Origin of the sequence: Trinickia symbiotica, assembly GCF_003028655.1 — a bacterium.
In the GTDB taxonomy this organism is placed as follows: Bacteria; Pseudomonadota; Gammaproteobacteria; order Burkholderiales; family Burkholderiaceae; genus Trinickia; species Trinickia symbiotica_A.
This window is the reverse complement of the sequence record NZ_PYUC01000006.1, coordinates 148,755-167,063: the sequence shown is the minus strand read 5'-3', so window position 1 is coordinate 167,063 and position 18,309 is coordinate 148,755. Positions and strand designations below refer to the sequence as shown.

The 18,309-nt window shown below is 64.3% G+C and carries 16 protein-coding genes; 9 read left to right on the top strand and 7 right to left on the bottom strand.

The window, feature by feature from the left end:
- Positions 1-5: 5 nt before the first annotated feature.
- The 5 genes from C9I57_RS13645 to C9I57_RS13625 are packed head-to-tail and all read right to left on the bottom strand — an operon-like array spanning position 6 to position 5,697.
- The gene (locus C9I57_RS13645) at positions 6-932 is read right to left on the bottom strand and encodes a dihydrodipicolinate synthase family protein (protein ID WP_107151213.1); all 927 of its coding nucleotides are present in this window, start codon (positions 930-932) and stop codon (positions 6-8) included.
- 39 nt (positions 933-971) lie between these two features.
- The gene (gene yjfF / locus C9I57_RS13640) at positions 972-2,069 is read right to left on the bottom strand and encodes a galactofuranose ABC transporter, permease protein YjfF (RefSeq protein ID WP_107151212.1); all 1,098 of its coding nucleotides are present in this window, start codon (positions 2,067-2,069) and stop codon (positions 972-974) included.
- Positions 2,066-3,136 carry an ABC transporter permease gene (locus C9I57_RS13635; RefSeq protein ID WP_107151211.1) on the bottom strand — a complete coding sequence of 357 codons (1,071 nt, stop codon included), beginning with the start codon at positions 3,134-3,136 and terminating at the stop codon, positions 2,066-2,068. Before C9I57_RS13635 ends, yjfF begins: the two co-directional genes overlap by 4 nt.
- Entirely contained in the window at positions 3,133-4,707 is a 1,575-nt protein-coding gene (locus tag C9I57_RS13630) for a sugar ABC transporter ATP-binding protein (protein WP_440130205.1), read from the bottom strand. Before C9I57_RS13630 ends, C9I57_RS13635 begins: the two co-directional genes overlap by 4 nt.
- Positions 4,708-4,731: 24 nt before the next feature.
- Positions 4,732-5,697 carry an ABC transporter substrate-binding protein gene (locus C9I57_RS13625; protein WP_018439548.1) on the bottom strand — a complete coding sequence of 322 codons (966 nt, stop codon included), beginning with the start codon at positions 5,695-5,697 and terminating at the stop codon, positions 4,732-4,734.
- A 342-nt stretch (positions 5,698-6,039) separates the two neighbouring features.
- On the opposite strand from C9I57_RS13625, the gene C9I57_RS13620 reads away from it, so the two are divergent.
- Positions 6,040-7,782 (top strand): IlvD/Edd family dehydratase, encoded by a 1,743-nt coding sequence (locus C9I57_RS13620; protein ID WP_107151210.1) that lies wholly within the window; start codon positions 6,040-6,042, stop codon positions 7,780-7,782.
- Between the two features lie 22 nt (positions 7,783-7,804).
- Here the strand turns inward: C9I57_RS13620 and C9I57_RS13615 are convergent, their stop codons facing one another.
- Positions 7,805-8,533, bottom strand: a complete 729-nt coding sequence (locus C9I57_RS13615; protein WP_107151209.1) for a FadR/GntR family transcriptional regulator — start codon at positions 8,531-8,533, stop codon at positions 7,805-7,807.
- Positions 8,534-8,898: 365 nt separating this feature from the next.
- Here C9I57_RS13615 and C9I57_RS32755 point away from each other — a divergent pair, with 365 nt between their 5' ends.
- From C9I57_RS32755 to C9I57_RS13595, 4 genes are all read left to right on the top strand, one after another.
- The gene (locus tag C9I57_RS32755) at positions 8,899-9,045 is read left to right on the top strand and encodes a hypothetical protein (protein ID WP_181321828.1); all 147 of its coding nucleotides are present in this window, start codon (positions 8,899-8,901) and stop codon (positions 9,043-9,045) included.
- Between the two features lie 29 nt (positions 9,046-9,074).
- Positions 9,075-9,626, top strand: a complete 552-nt coding sequence (locus C9I57_RS13605) for a sigma-70 family RNA polymerase sigma factor (RefSeq protein WP_107151392.1) — start codon at positions 9,075-9,077, stop codon at positions 9,624-9,626.
- On the top strand, positions 9,626-10,438 hold the full coding sequence (locus C9I57_RS13600; RefSeq protein ID WP_107151207.1) for an anti-sigma factor family protein: 813 nt from the start codon (positions 9,626-9,628) through the stop codon (positions 10,436-10,438). The genes C9I57_RS13605 and C9I57_RS13600 overlap by 1 nt, the downstream gene beginning before the upstream one ends.
- Positions 10,439-10,618: 180 nt before the next feature.
- Entirely contained in the window at positions 10,619-11,395 is a 777-nt protein-coding gene (locus C9I57_RS13595) for an HAD family hydrolase (RefSeq protein WP_107151206.1), read from the top strand.
- Between the two features lie 49 nt (positions 11,396-11,444).
- Here C9I57_RS13595 and C9I57_RS13590 read toward each other — a convergent pair whose 3' ends face one another.
- Complete coding sequence (locus C9I57_RS13590) at positions 11,445-12,173, bottom strand: helix-turn-helix transcriptional regulator (protein ID WP_107151205.1); 729 nt, start codon at positions 12,171-12,173, stop codon at positions 11,445-11,447.
- 433 nt (positions 12,174-12,606) lie between these two features.
- Between C9I57_RS13590 and C9I57_RS13585 the strand changes: the two genes are divergently transcribed.
- The 4 genes from C9I57_RS13585 (at position 12,607) to C9I57_RS13570 (ending at position 18,062) form a co-directional block, all read left to right on the top strand.
- On the top strand, positions 12,607-14,247 hold the full coding sequence (locus C9I57_RS13585; RefSeq protein WP_181321827.1) for a methyl-accepting chemotaxis protein: 1,641 nt from the start codon (positions 12,607-12,609) through the stop codon (positions 14,245-14,247).
- Positions 14,248-14,365: 118 nt separating this feature from the next.
- Positions 14,366-15,448 (top strand): TauD/TfdA family dioxygenase, encoded by a 1,083-nt coding sequence (locus tag C9I57_RS13580; RefSeq protein WP_107151203.1) that lies wholly within the window; start codon positions 14,366-14,368, stop codon positions 15,446-15,448.
- Between the two features lie 117 nt (positions 15,449-15,565).
- Complete coding sequence (locus C9I57_RS13575; protein ID WP_107151202.1) at positions 15,566-16,600, top strand: LeuA family protein; 1,035 nt, start codon at positions 15,566-15,568, stop codon at positions 16,598-16,600.
- Between the two features lie 22 nt (positions 16,601-16,622).
- Complete coding sequence (locus C9I57_RS13570; RefSeq protein ID WP_146166217.1) at positions 16,623-18,062, top strand: MFS transporter; 1,440 nt, start codon at positions 16,623-16,625, stop codon at positions 18,060-18,062.
- Positions 18,063-18,309 lie beyond the last annotated feature (247 nt).

The following is an 18,309-nucleotide window of genomic DNA, read 5'->3' as shown; positions in this document are numbered from 1 at the left end:
GAGACTTACAGGCCCCAGCGCAACGCGAGCGGATTGGCTTCGCGCGCGAGCTCGAGCAGCTCGCTGCGCGTGGCGCCGGTGAGCGGCTCGAGCGGATGACGGACCATGTCGCTCTTGATCACGCCGCCTTCCTTCATCACGGTCTTCGTCGCACGCAGCCCGCACTGGCGGTTTTCATAGTTGATGAGCGGCAGAATCCGCGCATAGCCCGCGCGCGCTTCATCGCGCCGTCCCGCGCGGAACGCATCGAAGACGGGGCGGATCAGGTCGGGCAGCAATGCGCTCGACATCGTGCCGGTCGCGCCCGCGTCGAGATCGGGCATCAGCGTGATCGCTTCCTCGCCGTCGAACGGACCCTCGATCGCAGCGCCACCCGCCGCGATGAGGGCGCGCAGCTTGGCCGCGGCTTGCGGCACTTCGATCTTGAAGTAGCGCACGAGCGGAATTTCGCGCGCGAGGCGAGCGAGAAACGAAACGCTCAACGGCACGCCCGAAAGCGGCGCGTCCTGGATCATGATGGGCACGCCCGCCGCGTCGGCGACGCGCTTGAAATGATCGAACATCGATGCCTCGTCGGCACGCAGCGTCGCGCCGTGATAGGGCGGCATCAACATGATGATGCTCGCGCCCGCGGCGACGGCGCGCTTCGCGCGCGCACTCGCGATGTCCGTGCTGAAATGGCTGCACGTGACCATGACGGGGACGCGGCCCGCCGTGTGCCCGAGGCACAGGTCCACGAGCGTATCGCGCTCGGCATCGGTCAACAGGAACTGCTCGGAGTAGTTCGCGAGTATGCAGATGCCGTCTACCTGCTGATCGACCATGCAGTCGATCACGCGCCGTTGTCCGTCGAGATCCAGCTCGCCCGTTTCGGTGAATGGCGTGGGCGCAACCGGAAAGAGCCCTGAGAACGGGCGAGAAACATTGACCACTGTACGACTCCTCGTTAAATCCGTTTGATGATCATCGAATCAGGTCTTCAGGGGCGGCTCGTTCAGTCCGAGCGGGATCGCGCGCTCGTGCCGTCCGTCGCCGGCGAGGCTCGCTTCGCGTGCGGGCTTCGCCCGCCCCCCGAGCCCCGTGCCGTTCGATTTGCGACGCGCCGCCTGCCGCTCGATCACTCGTTGCAGCAGGCAGAAGATACACAAGAGGGCGCCGATGACGATCCGCGTCCACCAGGAGCTCAGCGTGCCGTCGAACGTGATCAGCGTCTGGATCGTGCCGAGCACGCCGACGCCGAATACCGAGCCGATGATGTAGCCGATGCCGCCCGTGAGCAGCGTGCCGCCGATGACGGATGCCGCGATCGCATCGAGCTCCATGCCCTGGCCTTGCAGCCCATAGCCGGACAGCACGTAGAGCGTGAACACGAGGCCGCCGAGCGAAGAGCACAACCCGCCGAGCGCATAAACGCCGATCTTCGTGCGCGCGACCGGCAAACCCATCAGCAGCGCCGAGCGTTCGTTGCCGCCGATCGCATAGACATTACGTCCGAAACGTGTGAAATGTGCGACAAAGATGGCAGCAGCGAGCGTCACGAGCGCAATGAGCGCGCCCGCGTTGAGCTCGCCGCTGCCTAGAGGCACATGAAAACCGGACACTGCGTGAAACGACGCTTCGTGAATCTCGATCGACTGCGTGGTGATCAGAAAGCAGGCACCGCGCGCGAGGAACATCCCGGCCAGCGTCACGATGAAAGGTTGCAGGCGGAAGAAATGGATGATCGCGCCCATCGCCGCGCCATACGCGGCGCCGATCGCGAGCACGAGCGGCGCGATGATCCAGATCGGCCAATGCAGGCGCTCGGCGCAAATCGCGCAGACGATCGTCGTGAATGCGACGACGGCGCCGACCGACAGGTCAATGCCGCCCGAAATGATGACGAATGTCGTTCCGATCGCGACGATCAGCAAAAACGCGTTGTCTTCGAGCAGGCCGAGCAGGACCCGGAGCGATCCAAAGCCCGTGTACATGGCAGAGCCGAAGCCGAACAGCGCCGCGAAGAGGATGATGGTGACAGCGATCGGCAAGACGCGCGGATCGACGAAGCGTAGGAAGAATGCTTTCATTTCACGGCCTCGCCGACCGAGTCGACCGATTTCACCCGTCCCGCCGCAATGCCGCGCCGGATCAGATGCAAGAACAGGTCTCGCGCCGCCGCGGACTGGATGACAGTGACGACGAGCACCACGACGGCCTTGACGACGAGCGTCGCCTCGGGCGGCACGCCGATCGAATAAGTGGTGTAAGTGAGCGTCTGGATAATGAGTGCGCCGAGGACCGTGCCGCCGAGCGAGAAGCGTCCGCCCGCGAGCGACGTGCCGCCGAGCGTGACCGCGAGGATGGCGTCGAGCTCGAGCAGCAGGCCAGCGTTGTTGCCATCGGCGCTGCGCACGTTCGAACTGATCAACACGCCAGCCAGCGCGGCGCAAACGCCGCAAAAGACATAGACGCCGAAGACGACGGCCGCGGAACGCAGCCCGACGAGGCGCGTGGCGACGGGGTTGATGCCGATCGAGCGAATGAAGAGGCCCAGCGCGGTCCCATTGACGAGCAAGGCGGTGAGCGCGGTTGCCGCGATCGCGATCCAGACGGAGCAGGGCACGGTGGCGAGGTAACCGTCGCCGAGCCGCAGATACCAGGTACCTGAGATCGGGATGATTTGCCCATCGGTCAACAGCTGCGCGACACCGCGCCCGGCCACCATGAGAATCAGCGTCGCGATGATGGGCTGCATCCCGACGAACGCGACGAGCAGTCCGTTCCAGGCTCCGGCGACGAGGCCTACGGCGAGACAGGCGGCGAGCGCGGTCGGAACGCGCGCCGGATCGTCGGCGAGCAGCATCGCCGCCGACGCGCCGGCAATTGCGACGACCGTGCCGACCGAGATGTCGACGCCGCGTGTGGCGATGACGAGTGTCATGCCGAGCGAAACGATGATGAGCGGCGACGCATGAATGAGGATGTCGATGGGCGCGCCGAACAGGTGGCCGTTCATCACGGTCACTTTGAGAAAATCGGAGCGGTGTGCGACATCGAGCGCCAACAGCAGCACGAGCGTGAGCGCGGGCCAGAACAACGCATGGCGCGTCACGGCACGCACGAAACGAAACGGATCCCCGGTGCCTTCCGTCATGGGGCGTTGCCTCCGGCTATCAGTCGATATACCTGGTCTTCGTCGAGCCCATCGTCGTCGAGCTCCGCGATCTTGCGGCGGTCGCGCAAGACGGCGACGCGATGGCTGATTCGCAGGACTTCACTCAGTTCGGACGAGATCAGCAGAATGCCAAGGCCTTTTGCGCAAAGCGCCAGCACGCGGTCCATGATCTCGAACTTGGCGGCAACGTCGATACCGCGCGTGGGCTCGTCGAGAATCAACATGCGCGGCTCCGTTGCGAGCCAGCGCGCGAGCAGCGCCTTTTGCTGATTGCCGCCAGACAGCAGCTCGATCGGTTGCTCCGCGTCGCGCGCCTTGATGCCCAGTGAGGCGATGTACTCGTCCGCGATGCGCTTCTCGCGCTTGCGGCCGAGCGGTCGCCACCAGCCGCGCCGCGCTTGCAGCGCAAGAACGATGTTCTCGCGCAGCGAGAGCGATGCGATGATGCCTTCTTTCTTGCGATCTTCCGCGCAGTAGCCGATGCCTTGCCGCACGGCATGGCGAGGGGAGCCCATTTTCACGGTCTTGCCGTCGACGCTGACCGTCCCCGTATCGGCGCGCTCGGCGCCGAAGAGCAGCTGTGCCGTCTCGGTGCGGCCCGATCCGAGCAAGCCTGCGAGGCCGACGATGCGTCCCGGCTCGATGGAAAGATCGACGGGATGCAGCACGCCGCGCCGTCCGACGCCGCGCATCCGGAAGCCCGCCGCGGTCTGGCCGGCGGACGTCGGCGTCTTGGCCTGCCGCGCCGCGGCGTTCGCCTGGCGTTCGGCCACGCGTGCGTCTCCGACCATCTTCTCGACGAGCACCGCGACCGGCAGATCCTTCGCCAGATATTCCCCTTCGCGTTCGCCATTGCGCATGACGGTGATGCGATCGGAGATCGCGTACGTCTGCTCGAGAAAATGCGTGACGAACAGAATCGCGATACCGTTGCGCTTCAGCCGCCTGAGCACTTCGAAGAGTCGCGCGACCTCGTTGTCGTCGAGGCTCGAGGTCGGCTCGTCGAGAATCAGCACGCGCGCGTCGACCGAGACGGCGCGCGCGATGGCCACCATTTGCTGAACGGCGATCGGATACGTATCGAGCGACTTCGTCACGTCGAGCGACACGTCGAGCTCCGCGAGCGCCGCTTCGGCGCCGATACGGATGGCCTTCCAATCGATGGCGCCGCCGCGCGTCGGCTGGCGGCCCGCGAAGACGTTCTCCGCCACCGAGAGATTGGGGCAGAGGTTGACTTCCTGGTAGAGCGTGCGGATCCCGGCCGCTTCGGCTTCGAGTGGAGCAGCGAAGCCGACCGGTTTCCCGTCGATTCGAATCTCCCCGGCGTCGTGCGAATGAACGCCGGTCAGGACGTTGATCAACGTCGACTTGCCCGCGCCGTTCTGCCCCATCAGCGTATGCACTTCACCGGGGAAGAGGCGGAAGTCGACGTTGCGAAGCGCCTGCACGCCGGGAAATGACTTCGTGAGGCCGATGGTCTCCAGTACGGGGGCAACCGTCGTCGGAGCGCGCATCAAGGCGGAGTTCTCAGTCGATTCGGCGGCGTGCATGGGTCGCGTTCGCTCGTTGCGGGTTTAGTATTTGCGCGTGGGCAGAACCTGCGCCGCGACGTTCATCGGGAACACTGTCTCGTTCGTCACGATGCGATGCGGCACTTGCTCACCGGCGACGATCTTCTTGACCGTGTCCATCAATTGAGGCCCGAGCAGCGGGCTGCACTCGACATCGACGTTGATCTTGCCCGCGGCGGCAGCCTGCAAGCCGCCCTTCGTCGCATCGAACGACACGACGGTCACGTCCTTGCCGGGCTTCATGCCGGCTTCTTCCATCGCCTGGATCGCACCGAGCGCCATATCGTCGTTATGCGCATAGACGACGTTGATCTGCTTGCCGTACGTCTTGGCGAACGCTTCCATCACTTGCTTGCCGCCGGCGAGAGTGAAGTCGCCGCTTTGCGAAGCGATGACCTTGAACTTCGGATCGTTCTTGATGATCTCCATCAGCCCGGCATGGCGGTCGTTCGCGGGGGCCGACCCGACGGTGCCTTGCAACTCCACGATATTGATCGGGCCCTTATCGTCCTTGTAGTGCTCCTCGAGCCAGCGTCCGCCGCGACGACCTTCCTCAAGGAAGTCGGAGCCGATCATCGTGACATAGAGCGACGGGTCCTTCGCGTCGATCATTCGGTCCGTCAGCACGACGGGAATATGCGCGCGCTTGGCTTCCTCGAGCACCGGCTCCCAGCCCGACTCCACGACGGGCGAGAACGCGATCACATCGACTTTCTGCGCGATGTACGAACGGATCGCCTTGATCTGGTTTTCCTGCTTTTGCTGGGCGTCCGAGAACTTGAGCGTGATGCCGGCGTCCTTGGCGGCCGATTTGACGGAGACCGTGTTGGCCGTGCGCCATGCGCTTTCGGCACCTACCTGAGCAAAACCGAGGACGATCTTCTTGTCCTCGGCGTGGCCGGCGGCGGCTGCCCCGACGAGGGTAACTGCGAGCAATGCTTGAAGCGCCTGGCGTAGGGTGCGTCTCATTTCAAGTCTCCGATAGCTCTGTTGGTTTGTCGTTCTTGCTACTGCTTGCTCTTGCTGCCCGGCCCGAGCGCGTCCCACGAGAACGAACTCGGAAATAGCCAAACTATAGGCACACGCGCCCCCGGCGACGATTAGCGTTTTCCCCAGATCACGCCGGCAAATAGTAATGCTATTTCTCGGGGGTCGAAGCGCTGGAAATCCGCGAGCAGCAGGCATTTTCCGTGCCGATCCGATCCCGACCACTGCTTCACCGTTACGAAAAGTTTGCTTTTCTCAAATAGTGGTCAAGCGACGCTAGTCGATATATAGTAATACTACTTTAGGTCATCACCTGACGCCAACATGACTGACAAACCCCGCAAGCTGCGCTCCGCCGAATGGTTCGGCAGAGCCGACAAGAATGGCTTCATGTACCGAAGCTGGATGAAGAACCAGGGCATCCCTGATCACGAGTTCCAGGGCAAGCCGATCATCGGCATCTGCAACACGTGGTCCGAGCTCACACCCTGCAATTCGCATTTCCGCAAGCTCGCCGAGCACGTCAAGCGCGGCGTCTTCGAAGCGGGCGGCTTCCCCGTGGAGTTTCCGGTGTTCTCCAACGGCGAGTCGAATTTGCGCCCGACGGCGATGTTCACGCGCAATCTCGCGAGTATGGACGTCGAGGAAGCGATCCGCGGCAATCCGATCGACGCGGTCGTGCTGCTTGCGGGATGCGACAAGACCACGCCCGCGCTGCTGATGGGCGCGGCGAGCTGCGACGTGCCGGCCATCGTCGTCAGCGGCGGTCCGATGCTCAACGGCAAGCACGAGGGCCGCGACATCGGCTCGGGCACCATCGTCTGGCAACTGCACGAGCAGGTGAAGGCCGGCAAGATCACGTTGCACGAGTTCATGTCGGCCGAAGCCGGCATGTCGCGCTCGGTCGGCACCTGCAACACGATGGGGACCGCATCGACGATGGCGAGCATGGCCGAGGCGCTCGGCGTGACGCTGCCGCACAACGCGGCGATTCCCGCCGTCGACTCGCGCCGCTACGTGCTCGCGCATCTGTCGGGCATGCGTATCGTCGAAATGGCGCTCGAAGACCTGCGTCTTTCGAAGCTGCTGACGCGCGAGGCATTCGAAAACGCGATTCGCGTCAATGCCGCGATCGGGGGCTCGACCAATGCGGCCATCCACCTGAAGGCGATCGCGGGCCGCATCGGCGTGCCGCTCGAGCTCGACGACTGGACGCGCATCGGCCGCGGCACGCCGACGATCGTCGATCTGCAGCCTTCGGGCCGCTTCCTCATGGAAGAGTTCTATTACGCGGGGGGCTTGCCCGCCGTCGTGCGCCGCCTCGGCGAAAAGGGCCTCGTGCCGTATCCCGACGCGTTGACGGCGAACGGACGCTCGCTGTGGGAGAACTGCAAAGAGGCACCGATCTACAACGACGAGGTGATCCGGCCGCTCGACAAGCCGCTCGTCGCCGACGGCGGGCTTTGCGTGCTGCGCGGCAATCTCGCGCCGCGCGGCGCGGTGCTGAAACCTTCGGCGGCGACGCAGTCGCTCTTGCAGCATCGCGGCCGCGCCGTTGTGTTCGAGAACTTCGACGACTACAAAGCGCGCATCGCGGATCCGGATCTGGACGTGACAGCCGACTCGATCCTCGTCATGAAGAACTGCGGACCGAAGGGTTACCCGGGGATGGCGGAGGTCGGCAACATGGGGTTGCCGCCAAAGCTGCTCGCGCAGGGCGTCACCGATATGGTGCGGATCTCCGATGCGCGGATGAGCGGCACAGCGTACGGCACCGTCGTGCTTCACGTTGCGCCGGAGGCCCGCGCGGGCGGGCCGCTCGCGGTGGTCCGCAACGGCGACTGGATCGAGCTCGATTGCGAGAACGGGCGGCTGCATCTCGAGATCGACGATCGTGAACTGGAAGCGCGTCTTGCCGAGTGGAGGGAAGGGCAGCGGCCGTCGGCGGCCGATGCGAGCGGCTACCGCAACCTCTATGTCGACCATGTCCTGCAAGCCGACGAGGGATGCGACTTCGACTTCCTGGTCGGCTGCCGCGGCGCCGAGGTGCCGCCGCATTCACACTAGAAGGAACAGGCCCTAGGCTGACTCAACGAACGCTGCGCGTGGCGACTTCGAGAATCGTCTCGGCGTCGGCGCGCGCGTTCTCGAGTTGCACGAGGCTCGCCTGGCGAGCGCCGAGCGGATCGCGGTTCTCGATGGCCGTGAGAATGGCCTTGTGCCGCGGCAGCGAGAGCGCGTGCGTATCGGGGTGGCGGCTCGTCAGCTTGATCGACTCCGAGAGCGCCAGCGACATCATATTGCCGATGAAGGCGAGCATGTCGTTGTGCGTGGCGGCCATGATCGCCCGGTGAAACTCCAGGTCCGGCTCCAGCAATTCGGACGCCGTTTCCGCCCGTTCCATCCTATCGAAGGCGCTGCGCAGGCGCGCCAAATCCTCGTCCGTGCTTTCGGTCGCGGCAAGCGCGGCCGCCGCCGGCTCGATGATGCGCCGCACGGTCAGCAGCGAGCGGAAGAAATCGCCTTCGGGCGTGCTGCTGATCGTCCAAAAGAGCACGTCAGGATCGAGCATGTGCCATTCTTCACGCGGCTTCACGACGCTGCCGACACGCGGCTTCGACGTGACGAGTCCTTTCGCGACCAGCACGCGGGTGGCCTCGCGCAAAACGGGCCGGCTCACGCCATACGATTCGCAGAGACCGGGCTCAGGGGGCAGGCGCTCTCCCGGCGCGAATTTGCCGCTAACGATCTCGATGCCGAGTTCCTGCACGATTCGCGCGTGCATGCTCTTGCGATTCTTGAGATGCCGATAGTCCATAGTATTGAGAGTGCGGTTCGCTCCTCCGCTTGGTGCGAACCTTGCGGCGCTTACGCCGGCGAGGTGTTCGCAGCATAGCACAGGGGTCCGGCACCGAGAGCGGCGCCAAAACCCGCAGTGTTGCATTCGCCGCTTGTCGAATTGCGATTTCAGGGTTTTACCTAGGGCGGTTTCCATTTCCTGCCGACAAAGAATGACCAAAGAGCAAATGGAATAAATGGCGGCGTTGCTCCGTTAAGTCGTGAGGAGACCATTGCGAAGTAGCGTTCAACCCTTGAAGCATCGATCCTCCTTCGACCTTGAACCTTCAACCGCCGGCCGATTCCGCGCGCGAATCGCAATCGTTGGTCGGCAAGGAGATGCAAATGAAATCGCACCGGATACTATCCGCCGTTTTCGTCGCGCTGATGCTGGCCGTGTCGACATTGTCCGCGACGGCGTGCTCGTCGACGGACGGCAATCCGCCGCAACAAGGCAACAACGGCAGCTCGAACAGCAGCGGCGCTTATTGAAATCGCTCGCCATTGCCGGCAACGACGGAGTGAGTTTCGAAAACGAAGTGGTATTGGGGCTTCCGCGACTGCGCCGCTATGCGCGTGCGCTGACGGGAGACCCCGCATGGGCCGACGATCTCGTGCAGGATACGGCGGAGCGGGCGCTCGCGCGTCATCGGGCGTTCCGTGACGGCAGCAACCTGCGTGCGTGGCTCTATACGATTCTGAGGAACATTTATATCGATCAATTGCGGGCACGGCGTGAAATCGCCGTCGACGATGAAACAGCGCCGTGGCGAAGCCTCGAAGCGCCGCGCACCGAAGTCGACGGTCTCGTATTGCGCGACGTCCAGCATGCGCTTTATCACCTGCCGGTCGAGCAACGGGAAGTGCTCTTGCTGGTAGGCGTGGAGGAGTTGACCTATCAAGAAGCGGCGACTGTGCTCGGCGTGCCGATCGGTACAGTGATGTCGCGGCTCTCGCGTGCGCGCGAGCACATGCGGACATTGCTCTCGGGCGAGTCGGCCGCGCCTAAGGCGGCCCCGCCTAAGCCGGCCGCGCCTAAGGCGGCCCCGCTCAAAGTAGTGAGAGACAAGTGATGAACGACTATCGCGATTCCGGCTCTTCGGAGCGCCTCGACTTGCAGACGCTGTCCGCATTCGTCGACGGCGAGCTGCCCGATGCGGCGCACGCCGCCGTCGGCGCCGAGCTCGAACGCGATCCCGAGTCGATGGCGCGCGTCGCCGCCTGGCGGGCCCAGAAGGCGGCGCTGAAGGCGTTGTTCGGCGACGCCGAACGCGAGGCCCCCTCGGTGGTGGTTTTGCGTCGACCTCATTCGCGGATGCTGCGCATGGCCGTGGCCGCCGGCTGGCTCTTCGTCGGCATCGCGCTCGGCACGATAGCCGGCAATCTCGTGCCGCGCGCGCTGCACAGTGCGCACGAGCCGGCCACGTTCGCGCGTCGCGCCGACATCGCCTATGCCGTGTATGCGCCCGAAGTTCGGCATCCCGTCGAAGTCGGCGCGCAGGACGAGGCGCATCTCGCGAGCTGGCTCTCCAAACGGCTCGGTCGGTCGCTGTCGATTCCGTCGCTGCAAGAGTACGGCTACACGCTCGTCGGCGGACGATTGCTGCCGGGCGACAGCGGGCCTGCCGCGCAATTCATGTACGAGAGTCTGCAAGGGGCGCGGCTCACGCTTTACGTCGCCTCGATCCCGACCGACGAAACGGCGTTCCGCCTCTTGCGCGACGGCGACCGGCGAACATTCTATTGGGTCAGCGATCATTTCGGCTACGCCCTCTCAGGGTCGATTTCCGAAGAAAAACTGCGATCGATCGCCGTCGACGTCTGCAGCGAGCTGGGCGGCCGTCCCGAATCGTGGTCGGAGTCGTCATCCGACTCTTCTCGGTAGCGATCGCGCTCATTCAGTGCTTCTTAAGCAGAACCAAAGAATTCGTGAATTCACGACCGGTCCGAGCCTGCCTATCCTGGTGACTTTGAAGCGGAGTGGGACCAACGAGCGAAGCGGGGCCATGCGGCCACGCGCGCGCGGCGGGTTGCGCTTGGTCGAGCCAGGGGAGGGGAGGAGCGCATGGAAGCCTTGATTTTCGATGTCGACGGGACGCTCGCGGATACCGAGGCTGCGCACCGCGAAGCCTTCAACGCCGCGTTTGCCGAGGTGGGGCTCGATTGGCAATGGGATGAAGCGCTCTACACCCGACTGCTGGATGTCGCCGGTGGAAAGGAACGTATTCTGCACTATTGGCGCTGCATCGAGCCTGAGGAAGCGAGCGGCCCCAAGGCGTGGGAAACGGTCGAAGCGCTTCACGCGATCAAGACACGACACTATGCGCAACGCGTGCGTGAGGGCATGTTGCCGTTGCGCCCGGGCGTTCAGCGCCTGATCGTTGAGGCGAACGAAGCCGGGCTGCCGGTCGCGATCGCGACGACCACGACGCCGGCCAACCTCGATGTATTGCTGAGCGCACGGCTCGGCGGCGATTGGCGCAAGCGCTTCGCCGCGATCGGCGACGCTTCGACCACACCGGTCAAGAAGCCCGCGCCCGACGTTTACTTGGCAGTCCTCAATGAATTGAAGATCGAGGGTTCACGCTGCGTCGCGTTCGAAGATTCGGAAAACGGCTTGCATGCCGCCACAGCCGCTGGCGTTCCGACGATCGTGACGCCCACGGCCTATACGCGTCATCACCGTTTCGATGAAGCGCTGGCGGTTCTCGCGCACTTGGGCGATCCGGACATGCCTCTCGGTGTCGTTCGCGGACACGACCGCCGGTGGATCGATTTGCCGACATTGCGGCGTTGGCATACCGATGCGTCACCGGCCCGCTTACACGCCCACGTCCGGTGATGCGTAAGCCTCGCGGCACTACCGGCTGCGATAGTCGGCCCGCGGCGATTCAGATCAGCTTTTGCGCGAGCGCACGAGCGGCGGCGACGTGACGGCTCGTGCAATCGAACTTGCGCATGACGTTCCGGATGTGATGCGTCACGCCGTGCTCGGAGATGTTCAGAATGCAGCCGATCTCCCATGTGCTCTTGCCGGCTGCGATCCAGCGGAGGCACTCGCGTTCGCGCTTGGTCAGGTGGACCGTCGGCGCCGCCCGCGCTTTCACCGAGCGCGTCACGAAGTGGTGCAACTGCACCGAAAGCAGGCACAGATGCGGCAGCGCGGAGAGGAGGTGCTGGCGCGCGGCGGGGACCGGCAGGCGACGCGAGTCGACGAATGCGCTGAAGCTGCCGAGCCCGCCGTCCGGCGCATGAATAGGAATCGTCACGCCGCAGTCCATCCCGTGGCGGCGAGCCTCGGCGCGCAACGCCTGCGGCGCCTCGCCCGCATAGAGCGCATCGTCCCATAGGAGCGGCGCGATGCCGGTGAGCGCATGAGCGACCGTCGGATCGATGGCCCTGAAATCGTTTTCGGCGTAGACCCTGTGCCACGTTTCGTCGTAGCTCGAAATGGTGATCTCACTCGCCTTGGCCTTATCCTCGGCCGCTCCGGCCCAGTACAAAAAGCCGTCGACATTCAACAACCGGCAGATTTCAGTGAGCCGCGTTTTTGCGTCGGCCTCGTCTTCGCATGCTTCGAACGCCGTCAGGCACGCGGCGCTCAAGGTATCGACATTCATGGATCAGGCCCGCATCACAATCAGCCGTAAGGCAAGGAAATATTCGAAATTTGGCAGCCAGGATGCGAACGATGTTTGACAAAAATCAAAGAAGTAATCGAAAGAGCGTATAACGGATCACGCAATTCGACTTCGCACCTGGGTCAGCATGTAAACGGCAAATCAGGGGCGCGCTTTAGTGCGCCCGGCGCGGTCGTTTTCGAGGGCCACCCGATGGCCTGTCAAACGCTGGTTCGCCCCATCAGGCGGACGTGAGAGCTTCGTCACGATTTTCCCAGGCAGGCGAGTCTGTCCACTACTACATGGATATGTAGGTAGCCGAACTCAAGTTATTAAGGGAAGTTACCGATATCCATTAAGAAGCTCGGTAGGGTTGATCGGGCAGGACAATAGGTGGATAAGAATGAAGCAGGAAATGAATCGAGGGCTCTCGATGAGGGCACAATTGACGGCGGCAATCGGCGTCGCGTGCGGGGTCGCATTGGTGATCGCCGTCATCGCATTCGTTGGCATGCGCCTCGCCAATGAGCGTCTGCGGTCGGTCTACGAAAACGACACGATGGCGCTGCAAAGTCTCTCGAAGCTCGAATATCGTCTTTTCGAGGCGGCAGCCGTCGCAACGAACGTTTCGATCGATACCGATCACTCGCGCGTAGGCGAGGGCGTCAAGCTCATCGACACCGATCTGACCGAGTTCGAGCCGTATTGGGAGAGCTACCAGAAGACCACCGCGGACGCCCACGAGCGGGAGGTCGCGCAAACGTTCCGCAGCGCATATGACACGATGGTGGCGCAAGGGATACGCCCGATCGTGACCGCGCTGAAAGCAGGCGACGCGGCGAAGGCGGCCGATCTCGCGCATGTCACGCTCCCGCCGCTCGTGCTCAAAACGAAGCTGGCTTTGCGCGCGCTCAAGGTGCTTCAGCTCGATGCCGCCAAGACCGAATACGAGGAGGCGCGCGCGGAGGCGTCGACGCTGATCGAAGTGTTGTCGGTCGTGGCCTTCATCGGCATTGGTTTCGCGGTCGCCTGCGGCATATGGATTCGCCGCAGGCTCTACGCCCAACTAGGCGGAGAGCCCGCCTACGCCCGCCACGTCGTCACAACCATTGCGCAAGGCGATCTCAGCGTGCGCCTGGAGACGGCCGACGGCGATTCGCGAAGCGTGCTCGCCGCGATGGGACAGATGCGCGATGCGCTGCGCGACATGGTCGTTCGCATCAAGGAATCGGCGGACAGCATTTCGGTTGCGACGGAGCAGATCGCAAGCGGCAACGCCGATCTGTCCTCCCGCACCGAGCAGCAGGCGGCCTCGCTCGAGCAGACGGCGGCGAGCATGGAGCAGTTCTCGGCAGCCGTGAAACAGAACGCCGACAATGCGCAGCAGGCGATGCAACTGGCCGTGGCCGCCTCGGATGTCACGAAGGAAGGGGGCAACGTAGTCGCCCAGGCGGTGCAGACGATGCAGGAGATCTCGAGCGAATCGCAGAAGATGGTGGACATCATCACGGTCATCGAGGGCATCGCGTTCCAGACAAATATCCTGGCGCTCAATGCCGCGGTCGAAGCGGCACGCGCGGGTGAGCTCGGCCGCGGGTTCGCGGTCGTCGCGGGTGAGGTGCGCTCGCTCGCGCAGCGCAGCGCGACGGCCGCGAAGGAAATTCGCGACCTGATCCAAGGCTCGGTCGAAAAGATCGTGTCGGGCACGCGGCTCGTCGATCGCGCCGGCGAGCTGATGCACGATGTCGAGCGCTCGAATGCGCGCGTCGTCTCGATCATGAGCGAGATTTCGACCGCTTCGAATCAGCAAAGCACGGGCGTCGAGCAGATCGGCCGTGCGGTCGCGCAGCTCGACGAAGTGACGCAGCACAATGCCGCGCTCGTCGAAGAGGCCGCCGGCGCAGCACAAGCGCTCGAGCAGCAGGCTCGAGGGTTGACCGTGGCGGTCGGCTCGTTCCGCATCGAGCAGGGCGCGGCGATGTCCGGCGGCGGATTTCAGTCGCGCGGCATTTCTCCGTCCACGAGGATGGCCTCGCCCAAGGCTCCCAAGATGCAGCCGCTTTTAGCTAAGTAGTTCTTGGCCGTTCGGCTTCCCTGCGAGTGCCGCCGGTCGCCGGCCGTCGGCTGGCGGCGCTCGCGCTGTTCCCGCGTCATCGATCGCATCTCTGAACCGTCACGTCACGGAGGAACCCATGCACGCATCGAATCTCCCTTGCGAACTGAAATCGCCCTCGGCTTGGAAAGGAACCGAGCTCGTCGGGCGCGACGATTGGCAATATCGGCTCACGGATGCCGAAGCCAACGAAGTTGAAGCGGCGTTTCAGCGTTTTACCGATCGACGGATCGGCCTTCTCGAGGCCGCGCAAAGCGATTTTCCGCTGCCGACGCTCGGCCCGAAGCTCGCCACGCTGCTCGACAAGCTCGAGCGCGGCTACGGGTTCCTCGTGATTCGCGGGCTGCCCGTCGCGGATAAGTCGCCCGAGCAGGCGCGCCTGATCGCCTGGGGCGTGGGAATGTATCTCGGGGTTGCGCTGCCACAGAACGACGACGTGGAGATGATCGTCGATGTGCGCGATAAGGGGTATGACAGCGCGGTCACGTTGCGTGGCAACAGTTCGAAGGATGCGATCCGCTATCACGTCGATCCGTGCGACGTCGTCGGTTTGCTCTGCCGCCGCGGCGCGAAGGCGGGCGGACTGAGCCTCGTGACGAGCTCGCTCACCGTGCACAATGAAATCGCGCGCCGCAGGCCGGACTTGCTGCAAGTCCTTTATCGGCCGTTCCCGTTCATCAAGCTCGCCAAGAGCGAAGCGGTGCCGTACTACCTCTCGCCGATCTATGGCTTCCGTGAAGGCCATTTCACGAGCCAGTTCTACGCGAAGCGGATCTACGCGGCTTCCGAGCTGCCGAACGCGCCTCGGCTCACCGACGCGCAGCGCGAAGCGATCGAGCTGATCGAGACGATCGCGGGCGACCCGGAGCTGACGCTGCCGATGACCCTCGAGGCTGGCGACCTGCAATTGCTGTCGAACCACGTGATCTACCACTCGCGCACGGAGTTTCACGATCACGAGGAAACGGACCACAAGCGCCATCTGTACCGCCTGTGGTTCGCGACGCGCAATAGTCGGCCGCTGCCGGCCACGTTCGTCGATGCCTACAACGGTTCGACGGAGCCGGGTACCGTGCGAGGCGGATACATCGGCTGGAAATTCCCCGAGAAGGTCGGCCCGTATCAGCAGCGTCTCTCGGGCGAGCTTGGCCTTGCCGCCTAGCGCTTGAATGCGCGCAAGGGCGCAAACGATTGCGCGGCGTTCGCAAACGTTTGTGGCGCCGCGATTTTTGTGGGCGCCCTTCGCGTTTTCCGTCATGGACCTCATCGGAGATAGACGATGAAGACGATCAAGACGTTCGATACGACGTTGCGCGACGGTGAGCAGGGCATCGGCTTTCTGCTCGACCACGCGGACAAATGGCGTGTGTTCGAGGCCGTGGCTTCCATCGAGCCCGACTATGTCGAGCTCGGTTACCCCGCTTCCGCCGAGGCGGAGTACGCGTTCGTCGAGCGGGCGGCCGTGCATCTGCGCCGGCACACTCGCTCGGAACCCGTGGCTTTCGCGCGTCTTGCCCCGCGCGACGTCGATCGTGCCGCGGACAGTCTGCGGGCGAGCGGTGGCATTGTGCAATTGCTCGGGGTCGGCTCCGAGATCCATCTGCTGCGCAAACGGCGCATCGACGAAGCCGCCGCGCATATCGAGCTGATCGCGGCGATCGAGCGTGTGAAGTCCCGCGGCGATCTTGTGCCGGCGGTCATCTTCGAGGATGCCTCGCGGGCCGATCCGGCTTTTCTTAAGCGGCAGATCGCTGTCGCGCTCGAGGCCGGCGCATCGATGATCACTTACGCCGATACGGTCGGCTACTGCACACCTGCCGAGGTCGAGGCGGCCATGCGCGGGCTCGTCGCGGAGTTCGGCGAGAGTGTGAGCTGGGGCGTTCACTTCCATAACGATCTGGGGCTTGCCACCGCCAATACGCTCTTCGGCGTGCGCGCGGGCGCCGACGTCGTGCACGCGACGCTCGGCGGCATCGGCGAGCGCGCGGGCAATTGCGCGCTCGAAGAGATCTACGCGTGCCTGCTTTACAAAGGCGAGCAGTATGGCGCCGCAGTCAAGCTCGACGCCGAGGCGCTCGTCGCGGCTTGCGAGCAAGTATTTCGCTACGCGGATAAGCCGATCCCATCGAACAAGCCCGTCATCGGCGAACATGTCTTCTCGACGGCGGCCGGCATTCACCAGGACGGCATCCTGAAAGACCCGCAGTGCTACGAGTATGTCGAAGCGGCACGCTTTGGCCGCTCGCGTCGTTTCGTGACCAACCGCTTGTCGAGCTCGAAGCTGACCGAAGCGGCTTTGCACGAAGGAGCCTGACATCGCCAGCGAATCCTTGGCGGTGTCACCGCCACTCATCGATGAGAGCACGGGCCACGAGGCCGCCGACGGCTTGCGTGCGCCGCTGCGCTATTGGGCCGCGGCCGCGATCCTGATCGGCGTGTTCATGGCCACGCTCGATAGTTCGATCGTCAACATCGCGTTGCCGACGATCGCCGCTCGCTTGCACACGGATGCAGCCACCGCCACGTGGGCCGTCACCGCTTATCAGATGGCAAGCGCCGCGACGGTGTTGACATTCGCGGCACTCGCGCAACGTCTGGAACCATCCACGGTCTATGCACGCGGGCTTGCCGCGTTCGTGGCCGCATCGCTCGCCTGCGCGCTGGCGCCGACGATCGGTTGGCTCGTCGCGTTCAGGACCGCGCAAGGGCTCGCTTGTGCCGCGATCGTCAGCGTGGGCATCGGGCTCTATCGAAGTGTGGTGCCCGCACGCATGTTAGGCTCCGTGCTCGGCATCAATGCTCTCGTGGTGGCAGCCGGCGCGGCGGCGGGACCCGCCGTCGGCGGCATCTTGCTGACGGTGGCCGATTGGCGCGCGCTCTTCTATGTCAACGTGCCCTTGGGAGCCGCCGGCTGGGTCATCGCGCGCAAGGCGCTCGCCGCCGTGCGGACCGTCGCGCCGCCCCTGCAAGGCGGCTTCGATTGGCCTGGCGCGGTGCTCGCCGCGGCCGCGATGAGCCTCGTCGTCGCGGGCGTGGATGGGCTGGGCCGGCGCTCGCACGTCGGGTCGATCGTGCTGTTTTCGTGCGGCGCTCTTCTGATACTCGCTTTCGCGCTAGTGCAGCAGGCCGCTGGGCCACGCGCGTTGCTTCCGCTGGATCTCTGCTCGCGGCGCTTTTCCACAGCGGCAATCACATCGATGCTCACCTTCGTGGCTCAGGGCTCCGCGCTCGTCGCGCTGCCGTTCCTGCTGCAGACCGGTTATGGCTACACGCCTATCGAGTCGGGCCTGATCCTGCTCGCCTGGCCCCTCGCGGTGGCGGTCGCCGCGCCGCTGGCCGGGCGGCTCGCCGACCGAGCCGACGGCCGTCGGGTAGCAACCACGGGGCTCGCACTATTCGCGTTCGGTCTCGGTGCGCTTGCCATGCTGCCCGGTGCCGGTGCGCATCCGGCTGAGGCGGCGATCATCTGGCGCGCGGCTGTAGCAGGGGCCGGCTTCGGACTGTTTCAGACGCCGAACAATCGCGAAATGCTCAGCGTCGTCGACAAGCCACGCACCGGCATGGCCTCGGGTGTGCTGGCGACGGCGCGCACGCTCGGGCAATCGATCGGCGCCGCGCTCGTCGCCGTCGTGCTGGTGAATTTCACCCAGGCGGGCGAGGCAGTCGCGAAAGGCTCATCGACGGGCTGGCCGATTGGCACGGCGTTGTGGATCGCCTGTGCTTCGGGGTGCGCGGCTGCTGCACTGAGCGCATCTCGGCAGATGCGCCGGCGCTAGCCGGAGACGCCGATATGGCTCGCCCGTGAGGTGCTGGCAAAGCGGTTGCTCGGCGCCGAGCTGGATGGTGGGGGAAGGGCACTTTCTAGCGAGCGCGGGAGCCTTGTATGATTGCTATTGGTAGCGTATGAACGGAGCGGCGAAAGCCGTGCGTTACTCCCGCCCCGAAAGGGTCGCCACCCAAGTGTGGTGATAGCCAAGAGGTCCGATTAGTCTTTGGAAGAGGCTCCTTTCGAGGAGCCTTTTT